This window comes from Pseudomonas sp. TE9122 (assembly GCF_056278925.1).
This window is the reverse complement of sequence record NZ_JBWBQI010000001.1, coordinates 2551961-2575809: the sequence shown is the minus strand read 5'-3', so window position 1 is coordinate 2575809 and position 23849 is coordinate 2551961. Positions and strand designations below refer to the sequence as shown.

Genomic DNA, 23849 nt, shown 5'->3' with positions numbered 1-23849 from the left:
CGCACTAGAAAGCTTCGCCGCTATCCAGTTTCGCCAACAGCATCTGCCCGCGTTGCCACAGCGCATCCTGCTTGGCCAGCGGCATGCGGTCGAGGTTCTTGTACATCATGCCCATGCGCTGATTGCCACGCAGGATATCGCCGTGGCGCATGAGGAAATGCCAGTACAGCGCGTTAAACGGGCAGGCATCGTCCGCGCTGCTTTCCTTGACCTTGTAGGCGCAGTCGCCGCAGTAATCCGACATCCGATTGATGTACTGGCCGCTGGCACAGTAAGGCTTGGAGCCGAGATAACCGCCGTCGGCATGCATGACCATGCCCAGGGTGTTGGGCAGTTCGACCCAGTCGAAGGCGTCCATGTAGATCGCCAGATACCATTCACAGATTTCCTTCGGCGCAATCCCGGCGAGCAAGGCAAAGTTGCCGGTGACCATCAGCCGCTGGATGTGGTGGGCGTAGGCATGTTGCAGGCTTTGGCCGATGGCCTGGCGCATGCAGTTCATCTGTGTCTGCCCGGTCCAGTAGAACTCCGGCAGCGGGCGCGTGTTGCCAAACACATTGCCCTCGGCGTAATCCGGCATCTTCAGCCAGTACACACCGCGCACGTATTCGCGCCAGCCGATCAGTTGCCGAATGAAGCCTTCGGCAGCGTTGAGGCCGATGCTCCCCGACCAGTAGGCCGCCTCGACATCGCTGCACAGCTGGCGCAAATCGAGTAGGCCGATGTTCAGCGCGGCACTGATCCGCGCGTGAAACAGGAACGGTTCGTCGCTGGCCATGGCGTCCTGGTAATCACCGAAGCCGGCCAGCGCATAGTCGAGAAAGTATTGCCACAAGGCCAGGGCATCGGCGTGGGTCACCGGGTAGTTGAAGTCATCCAGCGTGCCGTAATGCGTGGCAAAGCGCTCGCCGACCAACGCCAGCACCTCTTGGGTGATTGCGTCATTGGCGAAACGTGCCGGGTAGGGCGGTTTAGCGCGTTTGGGCAGCGCTTTGCGATTCTCCGCATCGAAATTCCACGCACCCCCGACCGGCGTGCCGTCGCCATTGAGCAGCAGCCGACTCTTGCGCCGCATCTCGCGGTAGAAAAACTCCATGCGCAGCTGTTTCTTGGCGCTGGCCCAATGGGAGAACTCTTCGCGGGAGCAGAGGAAGCGGCTGTCTGAATGCCAGTGCACGGGCAAGCCCGAATCTTTGATTGACTGCTCAAGGCGCCAGTCGCCGCATTCGGTGATATGAATCTGTTCGGCGCCGGTGAGGGTTTGCCAGCGCTGCAGTTCGCCGGGGATAGAGCCGCTGTTATCCGGGTCGTCGAGGCGGACGTATTGGACGCGGTAGCCTTTATCGCGCAACGCCTCGGCAAAGTGGCGCATGGCGCTGAAGATCAGGGCGATTTTTTGCGGATGATGGGCGACGTGAGTCGCTTCCTCCATGACCTCGACCATCAGCAGCAGGTCTTGCTGGGGATCGAGTGGCTGCAGGGAGGCCAGGTCGAAAGACAGCTGGTCGCCGAGGATCAGGAGCAAGCGGTGGGCAGGGGGCATGGAGCTAAGTCCGGTGAACGATTCGAACTCCAATAGTTATACAGATTGTTTGTTATGTATAGGTTTTAGCGGCCACTGACATCCTATTGTGGGAGCGAGCCTGCTCGCGAAAGCGTCCTGTCAGTCAATACAAGTGCTGACTGACCCACCGCCTTCGCGAGCAGGCTCGCTCCCACAGGAACTTGTTTTGGGTTCTTAGGCGGGGTAGGTCGGGTAATCGATATAACCCTCGGCACCACCGCCATACACCGTCGCCGGATTCAATTGGTTCAACGGCCAGTCATTGGCAATCCGCGCCGGCAGGTCCGGGTTGGCCAAGAACGGTCGGCCAAACGCAACGAGATCGGCCAGCCCCGACTCAAGCAATTGCACGCCGGTTTTGGCGGTGTAGCGACCGGCATAAATGATCGCGCCGCTGAACGTGTCGCGCACGGCCTGGCGAAAGGTCTGCGGCATCGCTGGCGCGTTGTCCCAGTCGGCTTCGGCGATCGACAGGTAGGCGATGCCGACGTCTTCAAGAATCTTGATCGCCGCAATGTAAGTTGTGTGCGGATCTTCCTCGACCAGGCCCAGATACGTCCGCGCTTCATCGGTTGTAGTGAACAACGGCGCGAAACGCACACCGACCTTGTCCTTGCCGATGCATTCGGCGACGCCGGCCACCACTTCGTGCAAGAAGCGCAAGCGATTGTCCAGTGAGCCGCCGTACTGGTCGGTGCGCAGGTTGCTGTGGGCGGAGATGAACTGGTTGACCAGATAACCGTTGGCGCAGTGCAGTTCGATGCCGTCGAAACCCGCATCCATCGCGTTGCGCGCGGCCTGGATGTACAGCTGAATCAGTTCCTGCACTTCATCGGTGCTCAACGCGCGCGGCGCCGATGGCGGCACCAGTTCACCGGCGCCTGGCGCGGTTTCGATGAACACGCTGACGCGGTCCGTAGCGACCGCAGAGGCCGACACCGGCGCATCACCATTAGGCTGCAACGCCGTGTGCGAGACCCGACCGACATGCCAGAGCTGGGCGAAGATCACACCATCCACAGCGTGCACCGCCTCTGTGACTTTGCGCCAACCGGCGATCTGCTCCGGCGTGTGAATGCCCGGCGTCCACGCATAACCCTGGCCGCGCGGTTCGATCTGCGTGCCTTCGGTGACCAGCAAACCGGCACCGGCGCGCTGCTGGTAATACTCGGCCATCAACTCGTTGGCGACATTGCCCGGTTGCGTGCTGCGCTGGCGGGTGAGAGGTGGCAGGACGATGCGGTTTTTCAGGGTGTGTGCGCCCAATTTGGCAGGCGTGAAGAAAGCGTTTTTCATGGAGTAAGCCTTGAATCTGATTAGACCAGTCGACTAGTGACTGGGCAAAAAAACAACGCCGGGCGGTACGCACGCGGCGTTGATCGGGGTAGAGCGAGGGATTCAGCCGAGCATCTTCAACAGCTTTTCGGCAACGGCGGCAGAGCTGGCCGGGTTCTGGCCGGTGACCAGTTGACCGTCAGCCACCACATGCACCTGCCAATCGGCGACTTTCGAATAGCGCCCGCCCAGACGCTGGAATTCGTCTTCGATGAGGAACGGCACCACGTCAGTCAGACCAACAGCAGCTTCTTCGGCGTTGGTGAAACCGGTGACGTCGCGATCTTTGACGATCGGCTGGCCGTCAGCGCGCACCACATGACGCAACACGCCGGGTGCGTGGCAGACAAAACCGTGAGGTTTGTTGGCGCGGTCGAAGGCTTCGATCAGTGCAATCGAGGCCTTGTCTTCGGCCAGATCCCACAACGGGCCGTGGCCGCCTGGGTAGAACACGGCGTCGAAATCTTCGGCCTTCACGTCAGCCAAACGGCCAGTGGTGGCGAGTGCCTGTTGTGCAGCCGAATCAGCGCGGAAGCGATCGGTTTCGGCAGTCTGCGCGCTTGGCTCATCGCTTTTCGGATCGAGCGGTGGCTGGCCGCCGGCAGGCGATACCAGCGTGACGTCGGCGCCGGCGTCCTTGAAGGCGTAGTAGGGCGCGGCGAACTCTTCCAGCCAGAAGCCGGTTTTCTTGCCGGTGTTGCCGAGTTGATCGTGGGAAGTCAGAACCATCAAGATTTTCATAGAGCACCCTTGGTTTGGTCAGGCATCGGCACAGGGCGAGGAATTCGCTCAGCGTCGGCACCGCATGAATTTGTGTCTCGGGGCGCAGCATAGGTTCCAATTAGACCAGTCGTCTAGTAATTTTTTCAGAAAATGTTTTTGCTCGTCGGTTATGGCAAACTCCCGGTCCTGAAAAGTATACGACTGGTCTATTGTCTGGAATTTTGCGCACCATGAAGCCGACCTTTGACGACACCCGCCAACACTTGCTCGACACCGGCCACCGGATGATGGCCGAGAAGGGCTTCACCAGCGTCGGCCTCAATGAGATCCTGCAGACCGCCGGCGTGCCCAAAGGCTCGTTCTATCACTACTTCAAATCCAAGGAGTTGTATGGCCAGGCGCTGCTCGAGGATTACTTCGTCGACTACCTCGCCGACATGGAGCGCCGCCTGACGCTGCCGGGGCTGACTGCTTTCGAGCGTTTGATGGATTACTGGCAGGGCTGGCAGAACCGCTGCACCCTCGAAGGCCACGGCGATGAATGCCTGGTGGTGAAACTCAGCGCCGAAGTCGCCGACCTGTCCGAATCAATGCGCCTGACCTTGCGCGACGGCGCCGAACGCATCGTCGCGCGCATCACCGAATGCATCGAACAAGGCCAAAATGACAAAAGCCTGCCCGAGGGCGATGCGCGGAAGTTGGCAGAGACGCTGTATCAGCTCTGGCTCGGCGCGAGTCTGCTGAACAAACTGCAGCGCACCGGGCAGTCGCTGGAGACCTCAATGGCGATGACCCGGCAGTTGTTGCGAGTCTGAGCCTCGCCGCAGATCCCTGTGGGAGCAAGCCTGCTCGCGATGGCGGCGGCACATCCAACATCTTCTTTAACTGACCCAATGCATTCGCGAGCAGGCTCGCTCCCACAGGAGATCTGTGTTGATTGGTGAGATTGGAGATCATTCAAAACTCAGGCAGAACTGCTGTCCTCTTCAGGCAGTTGGGCAAACCACTGCGCATACGGTGTATTGCTCACCTTGAAACGGTTGTAGTCCGGGCTGCCGTCATCCCACCACACCGGCCCGCGTTCACCCAGCGCGACTTTGGCCTCGTTGACGCGAGCTCTCGCTGACTTCAACGCCTGTGCATCCTCCGCACGCTTTGCCTCTTTGACCGAACGCCGCGCTGACATGAGTTCGGCTACAAATGCCTCACGCTCGGCGGCTGGCAGCGATGGATTGCTGCAACGCCATAGCTGTTGCTTGACCACAAAATAGCGGCCATCGGGGGTGGTGGGGTACATGGGCGATATCCTGCGTGATCCAGTCTCAGACCGGGTAGGACAACTCGCCGATGAGTTTATCCAGCGTAATCGGATAATCGCGCACCCGCACGCCGCAAGCGTTATAGATCGCATTGGCGATCGCCGCCGCCGCGCCGCTGATACCCAACTCGCCAACGCCTTTGGCCTTCAGCGGGGTGGCATACGGGTCGACTTCATCGAGAAAGATCACTTCCTGATGGGGAATGTCGGCGTGCACCGGCACCTCGTATCCGGCCAGATCGTGATTGACGAAAAAGCCGATTCGATGATCCACCGCCAGCTCTTCCATCAATGCCGCGCCGGCGCCCATGGTCATGCCGCCGATGATCTGGCTGCGCGCAGTTTTCGGGTTGAGGATGCGCCCGGCGGCGCACACGGCCAGTTGCCGACGCAGGCGAATTTCGCCGGTCGCCGCATTGACCGCGACCTCGGCGAAATGCGCGCCGAAAGTCTGCTGGGCAAAACGTTCGGCCAGATCGCCGTATTCCATGCGGTCCTCGCCGGTCAGCTCGCCATTGGCTGCGGCCTGAGCCAAGCCAACCTGCTGCGAGCCTGCGCGAATCTGTGCATCGACAAACTCGGCTTGCTGCGGGTCAATCCCGACGGCGCGAGCGGCGGCCTCACGCAGTTTCACGCACGCGGCATACACGCCGGCAGTGGAGGAGGCGGCGCCCCACTGGCCGCCGGAGCCCGACGATTCCGGAAACCGCGAATCGCCCAAGTGCACCACGACACGCTCCAGCGGCACGCCCATCATTTCGGCAGCGGTCTGGGCGATGATGGTGTAACTGCCGGTGCCGATGTCGGTCATGTCGGTTTCCACGGTGATGACGCCTTGACGATCGAGACGCACGCGTGCCGCCGAAGCGGTGGTCGGTGCGCCGCGAATCGCCGAGGCCAGCCCGATGCCGATCAGCCAGCCATCCTCACGGCGCTGAGCGGGTTGAGGGTTGCGCTGACGCCAGCCAAAGCGTTCGGCGCCAGTGTTCAGGCATTCCACCAACTGCCGTTTGGAGAACGGCCGCGCCGGTTGCTCCGGATCGACCTGCGAGTCGTTGAGGATGCGCAGTTGCAGCGGATCCATCTGCAGCTTTTCGGCCAGTTCATCCATGGCGATTTCCAGCGCCATCATCCCCGGTGCCTCGCCCGGCGCGCGCATCGCCGAACCCTCGGCGAGATCGAGCACGGCGAGATTCAAACGGGTCATGCGATTGGCACCGGCGTAAAGCAATCGGGTTGACGCGGTAGCCGCTTCGGTGCGTCCGCCGCGCAGATTGCCCGACCAGCTCTCGTGGCCGATCGCGGTGATCACGCCGTCACGGTTGGCACCGATGCGCAGGCGCTGAATCGTCGCCGGACGATGGGTCAGGTTGTTGAACATCAGCGGCCGCGGCAGCGCGACTTTCACCGGTCGCCCGGCATGTCGAGCGGCCAGGGATGCCAACACAGCGTCGCAAAGAATCGTGCCCTTACCGCCGAAACCACCGCCGATATACGGCGAGATCAGGCGCACATCTTCCTTGGCGATGCCGAGGGTTTTCGCCAGATCGCGCACGCCCCAGTTGATCTGTTGGATCGATGTCCACAAGGTCAACTGCGTGCCACTCCAACGGGCAATGGTTGCGTGCGGTTCCATCATCGCGTGGGCCTGGTCAGGCGTGCTGTAGTGCTGATCGATTTGCACTGGCGCAGCGTTGAAGGCGCCTTCGAAGTCACCGACGCTGGTTTGCGGCGGCGGGCCGAAACCGGCCGGTGGCGGTGGAGTGGCGGAGTCTTTTGCCGCCGCCAGATCGAATGAACCCGCTTCGGCCACGTAGCGGATGTCGAGCAAGCCGGCGGCCGCGCGGGCCTGTTCAAAGGTGTCTGCGACGACAATCGCCACGGCCTGGTGATAGTGATCGACCTGCGGCCCGGCCAAGGCCCTGGCTACGTAAAACTCGCCTTTGGCCAATGCCCCGGCGTTTTCGTAAGTGACGATGGCAATCACCCCGGACGCTTCCCGCGCTTGCGTCGAATCAATCGAGGCGATACGCCCCTTGCCGATCCCGGCGCCGACGATATAGCCGTAGGCGGCGTCCGGCACCGCTGCGTTTTGCTCGTAGGCGTAGGGGGCGGTGCCGGTGGTTTTCAGCTTGCCGTCGATGCGGTCGGCAGGTTGGCCGATCACCTTCAGCTGGTCGATCGGATTGGAGCCGGCCGGGGTGTCGAATTTCATCTGCAAATTCCTTCCAGACAGGCTGGCGACGCACACGTAGCGCGGCGCAGCCATCGGTTGACGTCGGATCTCTACGAGCCTAGGCCATCGACGCACCACTGATAATGCGCGGATTCAGGATGGAGTGATGAATCTCGCTCACCAATCCAGATCAATGTGACAAATAGGAATACGTTTCAATTACTAATGCGACCGTATACCATGCGCGACGTTTTCACTGGCGGTTTTGCCCTTCGTTCTGGCCTATTCGTAAAGGTTTTTACCTCATGCGTCGAACTCTGCTTTCCATTTGTGTGCTGCAGGCGTTGTCTTCTTCCTCGTGGGCTGAGTCAGCCGAACCGACTTCTTCAACGCTTGAGCTGGAAGCCACCGACGTAGTCGGCACAGCGGATTACGAACGGGCAGACGGCCCGGTGCAGGGCTACCGCGCGACGCGTTCGGCCAGCGCCACGCGCACCGACACTTCGATTCATGAAACCCCGCAGTCAATCAGCGTGGTCACCAAGGACGCCGTCGAAGACCTCGGCGCCACGCGTTTGCAGGATGCGCTGGATTACGCCGGTGGCGTCGGTCGGGCGAACAATTTCGGCGGGCAGGGCCTGACCACCTTCACCGTGCGCGGTTTCACCACCGGTGAGTTCTACCGCAACGGTTTCCCGATTAACCGTGGCTACCCGAACATGCCCGACGCCAACACCATCGAGCGTCTGGAAGTGCTGCGCGGCCCGGCGACCATGCTCTATGGCCGTGGCGACCCAGGCGGTACCTTCAACGTGGTGTCGAAACAGCCGTTGCCCGAGCGCACCGTTACGTTAGGCAGCCAGTTGAACGACCAAGGCATGAAGCGCGGCACCCTCGACGCTTCCGGGCCACTCGACGAAGAAGGGCGTCTGGCCTATCGCTTGAATGTGGTGGGCGAGGGCGGTGACACCTTCCGCGATCATGTCGAGAACGAGCGCTACGGCATCACGCCGGTGCTGACCTGGCAGGCCACCGATGCGACCAAGCTGATTTTCGAAGGCGACTTCATGCGCAACAACGCGCCGCTCGATCGTGGCGTCACGCGCTACCCGGCGCAGATCGGCACCGCCTCGCGCGATACCTTCTTTGGCGAGAAGGACGTCGGCAAGCTGCACAACGACAACAACATGGCGCAGTTGCGTTTCGAGCACATGCTCAACGATGACTGGACCCTCGGCGGTGGTTTCCAGTGGCTCGACGGCTCGCTCAAGGGCAATGCGATCGAGGCCAACGGCATTGCCGCTGACGGCCGCACGCTGGGGCGCAACTTCAACTACCGCAAGCTGGAATGGACCGACAAGGACACCCAGCTCAACCTCACCGGGCATTTCGACACTGGCGGTCTGCAGCACACCTTGCTCACCGGCATCGAGTACGAAGATTACGACTACAAGTCGATCATCCAGCGCTCCAGCGGCGCGGTCAGTGCCTACCCGATCGACATCTTCAATCCGGTTTACGGCCAGCCACGCCCGGCGCTGACCCGCACGCCGACCCACGACAAAGAAAACCTCAAGACCTACGCCGCGTTCGTGCAGGATCAGGTCGCCCTGACCGACAAGCTCAAAGTCCTGGCCGGCGCGCGTTTCGAGCGCTTCGAGCACGATTACGAAACCTACGTGCCCGGCGGCAAGAGCTGGCAGGCCAGCGACAACGCCGTCACCCCGCGTATCGGCGTCATCTACGATTTGACCGATACCCTGGCGGTCTACGCCAACACCGCGCGCTCGTTCAAGCCCAACACCGGCGCCAGCCGCGAAGGCGGCGGTTTCGCCCCGGAGAAAGGCAAGTCCTACGAGATGGGCGTGAAGTGGGAAGCGCTGGATCAGCAGTTGAGCGTCGACGCGGCGATCTACCAGATCGAAAAACGCAACGTGCTGACCACCGACCCGGTGGATTCGACCTTCAGCGTCGCCGCCGGCGAAGTGCGCAGCCGTGGTTTCGACGTCAACGTCACCGGCAACCTCACCCCTGAGTGGCGAGTGGTCGGCGGTTACGCCTACGTCGACGCCGAGGTGACCAAGGACAACACGCTGCGCTCCGGCACCCGACTGCTGAACATCCCGAAGAACAGCTTCAGCCTGCTCAACATGTACGAGTTTCAGGACGGCGCGCTCAAAGGTCTTGGCCTTGGCACCGGCCTGAAATACGTCGACGAGCGCGCCGGGCAGACCGCCAACACCGCGTTTTCCATGGGCAGTTACACCGTGGTCGACCTGCTGAGCTTCTACAAGGTCAACGACAAAGTGCGGCTCAACCTCGATGTGAAAAACATCTTCGATCGCGACTACGAAGAAGGCGCCTTCGGCAACGTTTACGCCTACCCGGGCGCGCCGCGAACCGTGCAGGTAGGGATTTCCTACACGCTGTAAATTGCCGCAGCGGTTGCCGCCGACCCATAGTGGCCTGAGAGTGGCATGTCGAAATCAGACATCGGCATGCCGCACTCAGGCTAGTTGCGCGGCGGTCGGGCCACGTAAGGTGAAGCATCATTTCGTCGGCAAAGCGTCTGCGTCGCTGCTTTCGCCTGAGTCGACTCAAGGAAATGATGATCGCCTGACGCACAGTCAGTGGCCCAAACGTCGATCATGAGAACAATAAGAACCCATGAACAGCCTGAACCCCAAGGACTCCAACGGTCAGTTGGCGCAAGGTTTCAAACCGCGTCACGTCACCATGCTTTCCATTGCCGGCATCATCGGCGCAGGACTTTTCGTTGGCTCAGGCCACGCCATCGCCGCCGCAGGACCTGCGGTGCTGCTCGCTTATCTGTTCTCCGGTCTGCTGGTCGTGCTGGTGATGCGCATGCTCGGTGAAATGGCCGTGGCGCATCCCGACACCGGCTCGTTTTCCACCTACGCCGATCAAGCCATTGGCCGCTGGGCCGGGTTCACCATCGGCTGGCTGTATTGGTGGTTCTGGGTGCTGGTGATTCCCATCGAAGCACTGGCCGCCGGTCACGTGCTCAATCAGTGGTTTCCCCAGGTCGATGCCTGGTTGTTCGCCTTGCTGTCGATCGTGCTGCTGGTGATCACCAACCTGTTCAGCGTGTCGAAATACGGTGAGTTCGAATTCTGGTTCGCCATGGCCAAGGTCATCGCGATCATCGGTTTCATCGGCCTGGGTTTTGCGGTGCTGATGGGCTGGATTCCCGAGCGCGAAGCGAGTGGCTTGAGCACGCTGATGGCCGAGCACGGCGGCTTTGCGCCGAACGGCATGTCGGCGGTGGTCGGCGCGTTCATCACCATCATGTTCAGTTTCATCGGCACCGAAGCGGTGACCATTGCCGCTGCGGAATCGAACAATCCGGCGCAGAACATCGCCAAGGCCACCCGTTCGGTGATCTGGCGCATCGGCATTTTCTATCTGCTGTCGATCTTCGTGGTGATTTCCGTGGTGCCGTGGAATGACCCGCAACTTGCCTCGGTCGGTTCCTACCAGCGCGCACTGGAACTGATGAACATCCCCAACGCCAAATTCCTCGTCGACGTGGTCGTGTTGATCGCGGTGGCCAGTTGCATGAACTCCTCGATCTACATTTCCTCGCGCATGCTCTATTCGCTGGGCCGACGCGGCGATGCGCCGCCGGCATTGAAGGTGACTTCGGCGGCCGGCGTGCCACGCGCGGCGGTCATTGCCAGCACGGTGATTGGTGCGGGCGTTACCTTGCTCAGCTATTTCATGCCGGCCGGGCTGTTCCAGTTCCTGCTCGCCAGCTCCGGCGCGATTGCCTTGCTGGTGTATCTGGTGATCGCCATTTCGCAGTTGCGCATGCGCCGCCGACTGGAACGGGAAAAGGTCGAAATGACCCTGCGCATGTGGCTGTTTCCCTGGCTCACCTGGCTGGTCATCGCCTTCATCTGCGCGGCTTTGGCGGTGATGATGATCACCCCTGAACACCGCTTGGAAGTGACCTCGACCATTGGCTTGGCGCTGCTGATTTCCTTCGTCGGATTGATCACCAGCCGCCAGCACGGGCCGGCGGGCAGGGTGGCGGCTGTTAGCAAAGCCTAAGCAAACAACGCCTTGAGCCCACGGGAAAACCAGCCGTTCGGGCTCGAAGGCAGATGCTCACGTTGATTGAATGAGCCCGTCAACGCGCAGGTTTCACCGGCGAGCGAGCCCATCAGTTGCGGCAGCAAAAAACTGCGTTCGCATTCGCTGGCGGACAGTCCGGTTTTCTCTTGCGGCCAAACGACGCTGGTTTCGGCAAACGGCTTCATGGCACACCTCCTCAAAATTCAAACATCCAGCACCAGGGTGTCGCTGCCCTGCGCCGGGGCGGCGCAGCAGATCAGCACTTCGTCGTCCGCCAGGCGCATGGCCGGCGGGGTGAGGTAATGCACCTGGCCGCTGGTAAGGCGGGTTTTGCAGGTGCCGCAGGACCCGCCGCGACAGCTGAACTCCGGATTCAAGCCACGCGCCTCGGCCAGTTCGAGCAAGGTGCCGCTGCCCGGTTCCCAGCGTGCTTCCTTGCCGGACGTGGCAAACAACACCTTGACCGGTTCTTCGGCGACCGGTACTTGCGGCGGCGCCGGGGTGCTGATTTCGACATCGCGGATCAGCGTCGACGGGCCGAAGGTTTCGGCGTGGATGCGATCGTCCGGGATGCGCATTTTGCGCAGGCCGTCGTACAGCGCCTGGGTAAAACTGCCCGGGCCGCACAGGTAGAAATCGTAGTCATCCAGCGGCAGCAGGCTTTTCAGCAAGGCGATGTCGATGCGCCCGGCGTGATCGTAACCCTGCGCTGTCGCGTCCAGCGGCGGCTGGCTGACCACGCGCAGAACCTTGACCTTGTCACCGGCGCGCGCAGCCAAGGCGTCGATTTCTTCGCGAAAGGCCAGATCCTCGACGGTGCGACTGCTTTGCACGACCCAGGTCGGGCGCATGCGGCTGATGCGTTTGCCCTGATAGACCACCTCGCGCAGCATCGACAGCAACGGCGTCACCCCAACCCCTGCGGCCAACAGCACCAGTGGCCGGCGTTCGGTGGCGTCGACGGTGAAATCGCCTTGCGGCGCGCGGGCTTCGATCAAATCCAGTGCCTGAACCCGATCATGCAGATGCGAAGACACCGAGCCATCGCGTTTGACGCTGATACGCAGAAACTCGTCCGACGGCGCGCTGGACACGCTGTAGGTGCGGATCGACGCGGCATCCTGGCCGTCGAGCAAGACCTTGATCGGCAAGTGCTGGCCGGGTTCGAAGCGCGGCAGGCCGAAGCCGTCGTTGGCTTGCAGGTAAAAAGAACGGATCTGCGGACTCTCATCGACCACCCGCGTGACGTGCAGCGCGCGCCATTGATTGCGCAGCGCCTCGGCCTGCAAACGCTCGCGGGTCTGTTCCCAGCTGCCGGTCATTTGCGAATTGGGCGAATCGCCTTGCGGCTGCTCGGCCCAGCGCAGCGGCAGCGCGGCCTGACGGTAAACGATGCGCTGCGGCCTGAAGCGCCACAGACGTTCGGCACCCTGGAACGCGGCGATTTGCGGATCATCGAGCAGCACTTCCGCGCTACCGGTCATCTGCAACAGATCGCCGCTTTCAAAATCGATGAAGGTCAGCCCGGCGCGCGGGTTGAGCAGGATGTTGCCCAAGGTGTTGAAGAACAGATTGCCGGAGAAATCCGGGATGGTCAGGGTGCCGTCCTCGTCAATATGGACGAAACCGGATTTGCCGCCGCGATGGGACACATCGACTTGCCGCTCACCGTCGCGCACCACGTAAGTGGCCACGTAGAACGAATCGGCGGCGGTGATCATGTCGCGCACCAAGGGTTCGCTGACAGGCAGGTCGAGCGCGGTGTCGGTGGTTTCGTCGACGAACGCGTAGTGGCGCAGGTTGATGTAGCGCGGGCAGTTGCCGTAAGCCTGGGTCACGCTGATCTCGAGGCTGTCGTCCTCGCGGCGGCTGATATTGCCGTTCATGCGATTGCGCCGACGGGTGTGCAGCTCGATGCCGAGCATGCCGATCGCGTCGCCGGGCTGCAGGCCTTGATTGGCCGGGTCATTGGGCTGGGCGTCAAGTTTGATCTTCAGAACCTGTGGTGACGGCGAATCCATGAACCCCGGTTGACCGGTGCGCAGCGTCGCCCACGGGTCGCCCTGGCCATCAACGGAGCCGAGCACGACGAAGGGCAGTTGCGCGTAGAACTCGCGGTGCTGATCCGGCATCCAGTCGCGGGCCAATTGCCGCTGGCCGACACCGACCATCATTTCTACCGCGCCGACGGCACGTTGCAGGGTCAGCTCACCTTCATGCCAGGGCGAGGGCTGCGGTTTCGACGCTGTGTCCATTTCGATTCTCCTCGGGTGCAAACGGGCCGGTGAGCCGCCAGGGGCTGAAGCTCAAGTGGGCTCATGTTCGCCCTCGGCCGGTTGCGAGGGAATGGCCAGAAACTGCAATCCACTGTTTCACGCGGTGAAATGATCCCTACGCGCGCCTAAGGACGAGAATGATTATTTCACTGGCTGAAATGCTCGATTGTATTTGCTGAGGATTCCGCGATTTGCGGCAGGGGAGCAGGATGAGACCCATCGACACGATCAGCGGGTCGACCTCAAATAATCCAGGAGCACGTCATGTCCCAGTCAGCCGTCAAACTGTACCGCCATCCGTTGTCCGGCCACTCGCATCGCGTCGAGTTGATGCTGTCCCTGCTGAATGTTCCGACCGAACTGGTGTTCGTCGACCTGATGAAGGGCGCACACAAAACCCCTGAATTCCTCGCCCTCAACCGTTTCGGCCAGGTGCCGGTGATTGATGACAACGGCACGGTGCTCGCGGATTCCAACGGCATTCTGGTTTATCTGGCGAGCAAATACGGCAACGGCCAGTGGCTGCCGAGCGATCCGGTCGAGCAAGCCAAGGTGCAACGCTGGTTATCGGTGGCCGCCGGGCAGATCAGCTCCGGCCCGGCCACTGCGCGCTTGATCACGGTATTCGGCGCCGGTTACGACGCGGCTGATGCGATCAAGCGTTCCCATGCGTTGTTGCAGGTGATGGAAGACGAGTTGGCCAACAGCGCATTCCTTGCCGGCGACAAGGCAACCGTTGCCGATGTGGCCGCCTACACTTACGTCGCCCACGCACCGGAAGGCAATGTCTCGCTGGACGAATATCCGAATGTGCGGGCGTGGCTGGAACGGGTCGAGGCGCTGCCGAAATTCGTCGGCATGCAGCGCACAGCGGTGGGCCTGCAAAGCGCTTGATATCAGCACACGCCAAAAAACCTTGTGGGAGCAGGCTTGCCCGCGATAGCGGTGGGTCATTCAACGGTGATGTTGACTGACAGAATGCCTTCGCGAGCAGGCTCGCTCCCACGGGTTTGGCGTCAGCTGTCCCATCCATGCATTGGAAGACACTGTCTCGCTGGAGGAATATCCGAATGTGCGGGCGTACTGGCGGGAGTTGAAGCATTGCCCAAATTTAACTGTGTACACCAAACCCTGTGGGAGCGAGCCTGCTCGCGAAAGCGGTGTGTCATGCAACGGTGATGTTGACTGACGGAAAGCTTTCGCGAGCAGGCTCGCTCCCACATGATTTCACTGTGTTTTCGAGGTTTTTTACAGGTCCCCAGCTATGGATCGTTTTCAGGAAATGCGCATGTTCCTGGCCGTGGCCGAGGAGGGTGGCTTTGCGGCGGCGGCCCGGCGTTTGAACACCTCGCCCCCCAGCGTCACCCGCGCCATTGCCGCGCTGGAACAACGCATCGGCACGCGTCTGTTGTCGCGCACCACGCGCAGCCTGCACCTGACCGAAGCCGGGCATCGTTATCTGGACGATTGCCGAAGAATTCTGTGCGACGTCGACGAAGCCGAAGAGGCGGCCGCCGGCAGTTACCGGGTGCCGTGCGGGCACTTGAGCGTGACCGCGTCGGTATTGTTTGGCGAGTTGTTCATCGCGCCGTTGCTGGCGCAATACGTCGATGCGTTTCCTTCGGTGCATCTGAAGGCTTTGCTGGTTGATCGCGTGGTGAATATGGCGGAAGAGGGTATCGATGTCGCCGTGCGCATCGGCCATTTGCACGAGAACAATCAGCATGCAATCAAGGTCGGCGAGGTCCGTCAGGTGATCTGCGGCACCCCCGATTACTTCGCCCGCTATGGCCGACCGCAACATCCGAACGAGCTGAGCTGCGCCAATATCGTCATGTCGTCCGCCAGTCATTTGCTCAGCGATTGGCAATTCGCCCATGCCGATGGCCCGTTGAGTTTTCGCTTCGAGCCGCGTCTGGTGGTCACAGCGAATCAGGCGGCGATCAACATCGCCAGCTCCGGTTGGGGCATTACCCGGGTGCTGTCCTATCAAGTCGCCAGCCAGGTCGCGGCCGGTGAACTGGAATTGGTGCTGGAGGCCTTTGAGCCGCCGGCGTTACCGGTGCAACTGGTCTATCTGAAACATCCGCGCGTACCGGCGAAGGTGCGCACGTTTGTCGATTTCCTCAGCGAGCGGCTGCAACACCACCCAGCGCTGAAAGCCGTGAACAGGGTTCACGGCTAAGGCTTCAAGGTTCAACTCAGCGCTTGATCACTTCCCGGCCGCAGCGGTTTCGATCAGGCTGGCAACGGCTTTCGGGTTGGACACCATCACCACGTGCGAAGCGCCTTTGACCACGACGGTCTGCTTGGAGTGCGCGCGCTCGGCCATGAACGCCAAGGCTTGCGCCGGGATGTTCTTGTCCTGGTCACCGTAGACGAAGTACGACGGCACGGTTTTCCATGCAGGCTCGGTGGCGGCTTCGTTGAGCGCGGCGACGGTCACCGGGCGTTGCGTGGCGGCCATCAACTTCGCATCTGCCTGAGACACATCGGCAGCGAACTGATCGTGGAATTTGTCCTGCTGGATGTACAAATCCTTGCCACCATCGGCCAGCTCAACCGGGGCCGACAGGGTCGGGCCAAGGGTGCTGCCAGGGAAACGCCCGGACAGCTCAGCGGCGGTTTCACCCTTTTCCGGTGCAAAAGCTGCGACGTACACCAGCGCTTTGACATTGGCATTGCCGTAAGCGGCTTCACTGATCACCGGGCCACCGTAGGAGTGGCCGACCAGTACCACCGGGGTTTTCACGCTGGCCAGCACATCCGCCACCGATTGCGCATCACCCTTGACCGAGCGCAGCGGGTTCGCGGCGGCGATCACCGGATAGCCATCCTTCTCGAGAATCTTGACCACGCCGTTCCAGCTGCTCGAATCGGCAAAGGCGCCGTGCACCAGTACCACGGTCGGTTTAACGGGGGCGGCGAAGGCGGCAGTGGCACCAAACATGGCGGCGGTAAGGGCGAGGGTAGCGAAGACTTTGTTCATCGTGATGTCCTGTCGATTGATTAAGGTAGAAATGGAAGCGACAGTGGTATTTAGCGCGCTAAATGTGTCAGTTGTGTGTGCGCACGGCCGAACTTCGCATGCGTATGTATCTGTGTCGGCAAATGCTACACGCTGATACAAAACGATCCATTCAATCAGATCGCGCGGCGGACTTTGCCCGGGGCCTCGCCGTAGATTTCCTTGAATTTCTTGCTGAATGCAGCTTGCGACTGGTAGCCGACCTGCACGGCAATGTCATTCAGGCCCAGATGCGAATGGCTGAGCAGACTGAACGCCAGCTCCATGCGCAATTGAGTCAGCAGCACCCACGGCGACACGCCAGCGACCCGGGCGAAGGTGCGCATGAACGTCGCGCGGGACATGTTCGCGGTGTCGGCCATGGCTTCGATGGTCCATTCGTGCGCCGGGTCGGCCAGTATCGCCTGACAGGTGCGGCCCAGGCGCTGGTCGCCGAGCAGCGCCAGGGTGCTTTTGTCCTGCTCCGCACGGGCCAGGTGCGCCCGCAGAATCAAGGTGAACAAGGCTTGGGACAGTGAGTCGAGGAGGAACCGTGCACCCGGCTGTTCGCTGTCGGCTTCGCTGCGCAACAGCGCAATCAGGGCGGTCAGCGGCTGATCGACCGGCAGGCCATCGTTGGCAATCAACAGGTAATCGGGGAGGGCGGCGAACAGCATCGATGCGCGGTTGTAATGAAAGCCACCGCAAAGCATGTCCAGATCGGCGCTCGCGCCACCCAGCCGATAGATCGGCAACACCCCGCCGGGAATCAGCGTTGGCAGCATTGGCGCTACATCTTTACCGCCGCTGTGCAGCACATGCGGCGTGCCCCGTGGCAACAACAGAATATCGCCGGCGCGCATCGCCAGGCGTTGTCCGCTGGCCAGTTCTACCCGGCACTCACCTTTGAGCACGACGTGATAGGGCGCCTTGCCCAAGGCTTCCTGTTGATGATCGCGCGCCCAGTCGCCCTGGAACTGGCAGCGCAGATCAAGACTGCCGCGCACGTTGGCCAGGCTGATGAGCTTATCGAGCGAGTTCATTGGCACCCATCACGAAGGAATCCCCAAAGTTGAGACGATTGAGCAAGACGTTGAGCATGACCGACAAAAGCGCGATTCGATAGCACCGCAGACTGACTCCACTTTCATTGATCTGGAGACGTCGCATGTTCACCTCAATCAACGCCGGACTACAACAGCTCGGCAAACTCGATCGCCTCGGTATCCCGCTGATGCGCGTGGCCATCGCCATCGTGTTCCTGTGGATCGGCGCGCTGAAATTCGTCCCGTACGAAGCCGACAGCATCACGCCCTTCGTCGCCAACAGCCCGGTGATGTCGTTCTTCTACGAGCACCCGCAGGAATACAAGGCGCACCTGACCCATGAGGGCGAGCTGAACGCCGACAAGCGCGCCTGGCAGACCGCGAACAACACCTACGGCTTTTCCACCGGGCTTGGCGTGGTGGAAATTCTCATCGGTCTGCTGGTCCTGTCCAACCCGCTTTCCCGCCGCACCGGCCTGCTCGGTGGCGCGCTGGCGTTCGTTACGCCGCTGGTGACCCTGAGCTTTCTGGTTACCACGCCTGAAGCCTGGGTCGCTGCGCTGGGCGATGGTCAGCATGGCTTTCCCTATCTGTCCGGTGCCGGACGCCTGGTGCTCAAGGACGTCCTGATGCTCGCCGGAGCGCTGCCGGTCATGGCCGATTCCGCGCGCCAATTGCTGACTGAACGTCAGGCCTGAATTCCTTCCCCTTTATAGAGAGATCACACGATGAAAACGTTTATTGCTTTGACCCTGGCCATCCTCGCCGGCAACGTGTTCGCTGCCACCGAACCTGCACAGACTGGCGTGCCGCTGGATATCGCCAAAACCATCAGCATCACCGACACCAGCGCCGCCTGCGGAATTGTTCCGGTGGAGGTCGTTTATGAAGACAGCCACGGTCAGCGGCATGTCGCCACTTACAGCGTTTTAGGCGATGGCTGCGGTGGCGATTAGCTCAGGTTTGGCCCATAACTGCAGCGGACTCGAATTGCTCAGTCCGCTGCTGCGTTTCCGGAACAGCGATCAACAGCAGCAGGAATGCAGCCGCTGCAACCCCGGCAAGGGTCAGGAATGCCGCGCTGTAACCGGCGGCCTCAACGACAAAACCGGCCAGCCCATTGCTCAGCGCCGCGCCCAGGCCAAACGCTGTGGTCAGCGCGCCGAGGCTGACATTGAAATGCCCGGAGCCGAGGGTCAGATCCTTGACCATCACCGGGAACAGCGCGCCGAACAACCCAGCGCCGACGCCGTCGAGCAACTGCACGGCGACCAGCCAGTACGGATCATCCGAGAAGGTGTAGAGCAAGCCACGCAGCGGCAGGATCAGAAAACCCGCCAGCAATAACGGTTTGCGCCCCCAGACATCGGCTTTCGCACCGGCCAGCAGCGCCATCGGCACCATCACTAGTTGCGCGGCGACGATGCACGCCGACGTCAGCGGCGTGGCCATGTGCAAGTTGGCTTGGGCGAGTTTCTGGCTCACCAGCGGCAGCATCGCCGCGTTGGCCAAGTGAAACAGCGCGCAGCACAGGGCGAACATCAGCAACGGGCGATTGCTCAGCAGTACCTTGAAGCCGGACGGCTGATGGCTTTGATCGCCAGGCTGCAAACCGCGCGCGACATCGTGATCAATCGCCTCGGCCGAGACGAACAGCACGGCAATCACGCTGGCCAGCGCCATGACCGCCATCAGATAAAACACCGCCACCGGACCGAACAGATAGGCAAACAAACCGGCCAACAACGCCGCGCACGCGTTGCCGGCGTGGTTGAACGTCTCATTGCGACCGGTGCGCCGGGTGAATGCTCGTGGGCCGGTGATGCCCAGGGTGATCGCGGAAATGGCCGGGGCAAAAATAGATGCTGCCGCCGCGCTCAAGGCTTGAGTCAATGCCACCAGACTGAATGACGAAATGAACGGCAGCAACAGACAACTCACCGTCACCAACAGCGCGGCGATGATGACCAGCGCACGTTTCGCCCGGCTGCTGTCAACCAGTGCACCGGCCGGTGTCTGCGTGATCAGTGCAGCGATACCGGCGAGAGTCATGACCACGCCGATGCTGGCCGGGTCCCAGTGGTGCACGGCGAGCAAGTAGATGGCGAGGTACGGCCCGAGGCCGTCGCGGACATCGGCGAGAAAGAAATTCAGACTGTCCAGCGAGCGGTTGTTGCGGCGATCGAGATGGCTGATCACGGGGGCAGTCTCTTGAAAGTGAGGTCTGCGTAAATGTATCAACCTCGGCAAACCTAATGACCGAAGCGGCGGGGGATTAGTTGCAGGACGGCGGAGCAGTTGCTGCTCCGCAGATATTCATGCGTCAGGCGTTTGCAGTATCTCGATCCACAATGCGCCTTTGCCGGATGCCGCTTCACCGACACGCTTCAGCGCGCCATCCTTGCTCACCGCGTACGTACCGACCTTGGCGCTTTTCTCGCCCGTCACCAGCAGCCAGTGGCCATCGGGGGAGAAGGCGATGTTACGCGGTTGTTGTTCTTGCACGGGGTAGTTGTCGAGAAACGTGAGTCCTCCTGATGCCGGATCCACGGCAAATGCCGAAACGCTGCTGCTGGTGCGCTCACTCATCAGCAGCAGTTTTCCATCCGGCGACATGCGCAGGTCGGCAGCCCAGATGCGCGGGGTCGGGTCGTCTTTGAGGTCGTTGTTGCGCGCATCACGGACTTCGCCGTGGGCCAGTTGCAAACGTTCGGGAATGCCGTTGGCCACAGCGATTTGCGTTAACGCGCCGCTGGCGTCGTCGATTGAAAACGCGGTCACGGTGCCGCTCATTTCACCGACAACGTAAAGGAATTTGCCGTTCGGCGAGAACGCCAGGTGCCGAGGGCCGGTGTTGTCCGGGACGCTGACCGAGCCGTTGCCGATCGGGCTGAGCTCGCCAGTCTTGGCATCCAGGCGATATTGCAGCACCTTGTCGGTGCCCAGGTTGCCGGCGTAGGCAAAGCGATTGCTCGGCTCGGTGCGAATCGAATGGGCATGCAGGCCGGTCTTGTAGCGAACGATATCGGCGGAAGGTTGCTGATCCTCGCCGATCTTCTGAACGCTGAGCGTGTCGGCGCCGTAGGACGCGGCGAGCAGGTAGCGACCTTTTCGATCGGTCGACAGGTAGGCCATGCTCTCTGCCAGGGGCGCTTGGGTGAATTTTGTCAGGCGACCGCTTTGGCGATCGATCCGGTAACCCAGCACCTGAAAGGGTTTGACGCGCAAGGCTGCAAACAGCACCTTGCCATCCGGGGTGAGCGCCATGGGATTGACCTGATCACCGGCCTGAATCTGTTCGACCAGGGTAAGCGCGCCGTTGCTCTGATCAAGGCGATACTGCGAGATCAGACCGTCACCGGGGCTTGAGATGTAGGCATAGGTGGCGGCATTGGCCGTCACGCTCAGGGTTGAAGCGAGCGCAGCGATTGCGATGGTTCTTTTCATCATTTCCGGCCTTATTGTTGTTGTGATCAGTCATCCTATGAGTGATTGGCTAAGGCTTCAATGTCTATTTCATGGAGCTGGAACGTCGCTTAGCCTAGTTTTATAGACGCGTATTAGAGGATGTTGATCAACAGAAATGATCGAGCAGTACGGTAATCAGCGAGTTGTGAAACATTTTTACATACTCTCCTGTTAGCGTTGTTGTACGACATCCTACCTAATGTGCGCACTGCATCAATTCTCACAAAAACAATAACGGAGATACCCCTATGACGAGCATGGCTCCACTCGATCATCAGGCCGCTGCGAAACCGCAAAACCTGTTCCTGCGAACGCTGAAACTACTCGGCCCCGGCATTATCGCCGTGCTGTCGTGGCTCGGTGCGGGTGACCTGATCACATCCTCCGTGGCCGGTGCGAACTACGGCTACGCCATGATGTGGGTGCTGGCGGTCTCGCTGTTGCTCAGGTACCTGATCGTCAACATCATTGCCCGGTTCCAGCTGTGCAATAACCAGGGCATGACCATTCTGCAAGGCTACGCCCAGCTCAACCCAGTGTTTGCCTGGTTCATGCTGGTTTATGCCTTGTTGATGGGGCACTTGATGAACGCCTACATGATCAAGGGGGCAGGGGAGTCGCTGGCGATGCTGTTCAAGATCGATCAGCCATTGCTGTGCTCGGTGGCGGTGGTGCTGGCGGTCTGGATGCTGGTCGGGCGCAACATCTACACGATGATCGAAGGCGTGATGAAGCTGCTGCTGGCGATCATGACCCTGGCGTTTATCGCCCTGGCGGTGATGTCCGGCCCGGATGTCACAGGCATCATCAAAGGCACCATCGGCTTCAGCATTCCGCCGGACGAAGGCGTGCATGGCGCGTTGCTGGTGGCGGTCTCGGTAATTGGCGCGGTCGCCGGCTCGATCGCCAACTTCGTGCACCCGTATGTCATGCGCCAGAAAGGCTGGACCGGGCCGCAGCACAAGCGCATTCAGCGTAACGATCTGCTGTTTGCGGTGTTCGTCGGGATCATCATCAACCTGGCGATCTGGATCGTCGGCGCGGAAATCCTGCGGCCCAACGGCATCGAGGTGAAAACCTTGGGCGATCTGGGCAAGGCGCTGGAAATCTTCTTCGGCCCGATCGGCTGGTATGTGTTCTTCATCGGCGTATTCGCGACCTTGTTTGCCAGTATTTCAGGCAAGACCACAGCGTTTCCGATGCTGATCACCGATGCCTTCCAGCATGTTCGTCCTGAGCGCCGCGAGAAGTACGGCAAAGAGTTCCATCACGACCCGATGCACAAGTGGTTCATGCTGTTCATCCTGGTCACGCCGCTGATCTGGTCGATGCCGGGCATGCCGGATTTCGTCACCCTGACCATCGGTGTCAGCGCATTGAACATCATTGGTTTGCCAGTGATTTCCCTAGGCTTGCTGATCATGTCCAACCAGAAATCGTTGCTGGACAAGCAATACCGCAACAACCTGTTTGAAAACATCGCGCTGTTGTTTGCCACCGGGCTGGCGCTCTGGGTAGCGTTTCAGTTGGGCGTTGATCTGTTCAATTGATGACGAAAAGTCGAGGGGGCACACGTCCCCTCGAATCGCCGCTTACAACGGCACATCCATTTCGATCCGGCGCCAGGCCGCTTCGGAAAAGCTGTACACCGAAAACGCGATCAGCCCCAAGGCCATCAGCATCAACAGCACACCGCCTGCCGGCAGATTCTGCAAAGCATCCAGTGCTTCCTTCATGCCGGGTGGATTGGTCGCCTGGTAAACCGAGCCGCTGACCGCCATCAACACTGCAATCTCGATAAACACCACGCCTCGGGCGATCAAGCCAAAGCGCGACACCGGGCGCACGTAACGCATCACTTCGTCATCCGCCTCGAAGTACTTCTCGAAAGTGGCTTTCCAGCCTTTGATGATGTGGGCGATACCGACGCCGAGCGGGATCAGCGCGATCAGGTAGATCAACAGGTTCGAATGCTCGAACGACAGCAGCTGCGCAAGCAGATCCTTGGTCTTGCCATCGCCGGAACCGCCCGAACTCCTGAGACCACTCACCAACAGACCCAAGGCGAAGAAGGCCAGCGCCGCGTTGACCAGACCGCCAGCAAGCAAACCTGCACGGATGACCAGACCTTTGAACTCGCTGCCGTGGTGGTCGACATCGCGGATCGCTTGCAGCGCACGCCACGCGGCGAAGGCCAGCAGGCCGGCGACCACAACACCGATCAGCACATAGCCAAAGGGCTGACTGAGCAATGCTTCGAGGCTTTTGTGACTGTCTTTGGGTTTGGTGGAGTCGTGCGCTGCCAACAGCGCGAAGATGCCGATGATCAGATACAAAACGCCGCGCGCGGCGTATCCGCCTCGGGCAAGCAGGACAAGCGTGTGTTGAGTGGACATGGGTTTTACTTCCAGGGAATCGATGTGAAGCAGACCCGTGGACGGAGCAGGGGTTCGATAAATGCGTCGCCCTTGGGCGACGCGCGCCTTATCAGCCTGCCATTCAGTGCTCGCCGCGCTTGAGCCTCATAAAGGCGTGGTCAGCGAAAACGGAATGCGCAGCTCTTCAACCGGCCCTGAATCCCGGCCACACATTTCGTCGTGCACGCATTGCTGCACCAGCACGCAGGGAAACGCCGGCACGGTTTGCAGCAAGTCGCGCAGGTGAGTGATCGAGCGCAGGTGCATTGGCTTGGCCGCGTCATCGAGCAAGGTGAACTGGCCCTGATCCACGCGAATTCTCGCCAGATAAAAACCACCTTCAAGTGACAGCAGCTCCAGTTCGCGAACTTCACTGTTGGCCGCTCGTTCGGTGAGGGTTTGCAGATTCATGCTTCACTCC

General features: G+C 60.8%; 21 protein-coding genes. 8 read left to right on the top strand and 13 right to left on the bottom strand.

Going from position 1 to position 23849, the window contains the following annotated elements; genetic code table 11:
• Positions 1-4: 4 nt before the first annotated feature.
• The 3 genes from ACZ9BE_RS11690 to ACZ9BE_RS11680 all read right to left on the bottom strand — a co-directional run bounded on the left by ACZ9BE_RS11690 (position 5) and on the right by ACZ9BE_RS11680 (position 3640).
• Positions 5-1543 (bottom strand): cryptochrome/photolyase family protein, encoded by a 1539-nt coding sequence (locus ACZ9BE_RS11690; protein WP_476249446.1) that lies wholly within the window; start codon positions 1541-1543, stop codon positions 5-7.
• A 195-nt stretch (positions 1544-1738) separates the two neighbouring features.
• Entirely contained in the window at positions 1739-2860 is a 1122-nt protein-coding gene (locus ACZ9BE_RS11685; protein ID WP_476249445.1) for an alkene reductase, read from the bottom strand.
• Positions 2861-2962: 102 nt separating this feature from the next.
• Complete coding sequence (locus tag ACZ9BE_RS11680) at positions 2963-3640, bottom strand: type 1 glutamine amidotransferase domain-containing protein (RefSeq protein ID WP_476249444.1); 678 nt, start codon at positions 3638-3640, stop codon at positions 2963-2965.
• A 212-nt stretch (positions 3641-3852) separates the two neighbouring features.
• On the opposite strand from ACZ9BE_RS11680, the gene ACZ9BE_RS11675 reads away from it, so the two are divergent.
• A complete protein-coding gene (locus tag ACZ9BE_RS11675; RefSeq protein WP_056786121.1) occupies positions 3853-4437 on the top strand; it encodes a TetR/AcrR family transcriptional regulator in 585 nt (194 codons plus the stop codon).
• Positions 4438-4586: 149 nt separating this feature from the next.
• Here the strand turns inward: ACZ9BE_RS11675 and ACZ9BE_RS11670 are convergent, their stop codons facing one another.
• Together ACZ9BE_RS11670 and paoC are read right to left on the bottom strand one after the other, a co-directional pair.
• Positions 4587-4919 (bottom strand): hypothetical protein, encoded by a 333-nt coding sequence (locus tag ACZ9BE_RS11670; RefSeq protein ID WP_476249443.1) that lies wholly within the window; start codon positions 4917-4919, stop codon positions 4587-4589.
• 25 nt (positions 4920-4944) lie between these two features.
• Positions 4945-7155 carry an aldehyde oxidoreductase molybdenum-binding subunit PaoC gene (gene paoC, locus ACZ9BE_RS11665; protein ID WP_476249442.1) on the bottom strand — a complete coding sequence of 737 codons (2211 nt, stop codon included), beginning with the start codon at positions 7153-7155 and terminating at the stop codon, positions 4945-4947.
• 266 nt (positions 7156-7421) lie between these two features.
• Between paoC and ACZ9BE_RS11660 the strand changes: the two genes are divergently transcribed.
• Positions 7422-9548, top strand: coding sequence for a TonB-dependent siderophore receptor (locus ACZ9BE_RS11660; RefSeq protein ID WP_476249441.1), 2127 nt, complete (start codon positions 7422-7424; stop codon positions 9546-9548).
• Positions 9549-9783: 235 nt separating this feature from the next.
• On the top strand, positions 9784-11190 hold the full coding sequence (gabP, locus tag ACZ9BE_RS11655; RefSeq protein WP_476249440.1) for a GABA permease: 1407 nt from the start codon (positions 9784-9786) through the stop codon (positions 11188-11190).
• Here the strand turns inward: gabP and ACZ9BE_RS11650 are convergent.
• Both ACZ9BE_RS11650 and ACZ9BE_RS11645 read right to left on the bottom strand, forming a co-directional pair.
• The gene (locus ACZ9BE_RS11650; protein ID WP_041480326.1) at positions 11187-11399 is read right to left on the bottom strand and encodes a hypothetical protein; all 213 of its coding nucleotides are present in this window, start codon (positions 11397-11399) and stop codon (positions 11187-11189) included. The two genes, gabP and ACZ9BE_RS11650, sit on opposite strands and share 4 nt — an antisense overlap.
• Positions 11400-11417: 18 nt before the next feature.
• Positions 11418-13469 (bottom strand): 2Fe-2S iron-sulfur cluster-binding protein, encoded by a 2052-nt coding sequence (locus tag ACZ9BE_RS11645; RefSeq protein ID WP_476249439.1) that lies wholly within the window; start codon positions 13467-13469, stop codon positions 11418-11420.
• 285 nt (positions 13470-13754) lie between these two features.
• Here ACZ9BE_RS11645 and ACZ9BE_RS11640 point away from each other — a divergent pair, with 285 nt between their 5' ends.
• The gene (locus ACZ9BE_RS11640; RefSeq protein ID WP_056786106.1) at positions 13755-14384 is read left to right on the top strand and encodes a glutathione S-transferase family protein; all 630 of its coding nucleotides are present in this window, start codon (positions 13755-13757) and stop codon (positions 14382-14384) included.
• A 370-nt stretch (positions 14385-14754) separates the two neighbouring features.
• The gene (locus ACZ9BE_RS11635) at positions 14755-15675 is read left to right on the top strand and encodes a LysR family transcriptional regulator (RefSeq protein WP_476249438.1); all 921 of its coding nucleotides are present in this window, start codon (positions 14755-14757) and stop codon (positions 15673-15675) included.
• A gap of 27 nt (positions 15676-15702) precedes the next feature.
• Here the strand turns inward: ACZ9BE_RS11635 and ACZ9BE_RS11630 are convergent, their stop codons facing one another.
• Together ACZ9BE_RS11630 and ACZ9BE_RS11625 are read right to left on the bottom strand one after the other, a co-directional pair.
• Positions 15703-16479 carry an alpha/beta fold hydrolase gene (locus ACZ9BE_RS11630; RefSeq protein WP_243243178.1) on the bottom strand — a complete coding sequence of 259 codons (777 nt, stop codon included), beginning with the start codon at positions 16477-16479 and terminating at the stop codon, positions 15703-15705.
• 155 nt (positions 16480-16634) lie between these two features.
• Positions 16635-17540: an AraC family transcriptional regulator gene (locus ACZ9BE_RS11625; RefSeq protein ID WP_476249437.1), complete on the bottom strand. Its 906-nt coding sequence runs from the start codon at positions 17538-17540 to the stop codon at positions 16635-16637.
• 125 nt (positions 17541-17665) lie between these two features.
• Here ACZ9BE_RS11625 and rclC point away from each other — a divergent pair, with 125 nt between their 5' ends.
• Together rclC and ACZ9BE_RS11615 are read left to right on the top strand one after the other, a co-directional pair.
• Positions 17666-18241 carry a reactive chlorine resistance membrane protein RclC gene (rclC, locus tag ACZ9BE_RS11620; protein WP_476249436.1) on the top strand — a complete coding sequence of 192 codons (576 nt, stop codon included), beginning with the start codon at positions 17666-17668 and terminating at the stop codon, positions 18239-18241.
• A 30-nt stretch (positions 18242-18271) separates the two neighbouring features.
• The gene (locus ACZ9BE_RS11615; RefSeq protein WP_130901253.1) at positions 18272-18499 is read left to right on the top strand and encodes a DUF2790 domain-containing protein; all 228 of its coding nucleotides are present in this window, start codon (positions 18272-18274) and stop codon (positions 18497-18499) included.
• 1 nt (position 18500) lies between these two features.
• On the opposite strand, the gene ACZ9BE_RS11610 is transcribed toward ACZ9BE_RS11615, so the two are convergent.
• Both ACZ9BE_RS11610 and ACZ9BE_RS11605 read right to left on the bottom strand, forming a co-directional pair.
• Positions 18501-19742 carry an MFS transporter gene (locus tag ACZ9BE_RS11610; RefSeq protein ID WP_252876329.1) on the bottom strand — a complete coding sequence of 414 codons (1242 nt, stop codon included), beginning with the start codon at positions 19740-19742 and terminating at the stop codon, positions 18501-18503.
• Positions 19743-19859: 117 nt separating this feature from the next.
• Positions 19860-20990 (bottom strand): lactonase family protein, encoded by a 1131-nt coding sequence (locus tag ACZ9BE_RS11605; protein WP_435405959.1) that lies wholly within the window; start codon positions 20988-20990, stop codon positions 19860-19862.
• Positions 20991-21268: 278 nt separating this feature from the next.
• Here ACZ9BE_RS11605 and ACZ9BE_RS11600 point away from each other — a divergent pair, with 278 nt between their 5' ends.
• Positions 21269-22561, top strand: coding sequence for an Nramp family divalent metal transporter (locus ACZ9BE_RS11600; protein WP_476250136.1), 1293 nt, complete (start codon positions 21269-21271; stop codon positions 22559-22561).
• A gap of 42 nt (positions 22562-22603) precedes the next feature.
• On the opposite strand, the gene ACZ9BE_RS11595 is transcribed toward ACZ9BE_RS11600, so the two are convergent.
• Together ACZ9BE_RS11595 and ACZ9BE_RS11590 are read right to left on the bottom strand one after the other, a co-directional pair.
• A complete protein-coding gene (locus ACZ9BE_RS11595; protein ID WP_016774775.1) occupies positions 22604-23407 on the bottom strand; it encodes a DUF1206 domain-containing protein in 804 nt (267 codons plus the stop codon).
• Positions 23408-23533: 126 nt separating this feature from the next.
• Entirely contained in the window at positions 23534-23839 is a 306-nt protein-coding gene (locus tag ACZ9BE_RS11590) for a DUF6482 family protein (protein ID WP_016774774.1), read from the bottom strand.
• Between the last annotated feature and the right edge of the window lie 10 nt (positions 23840-23849).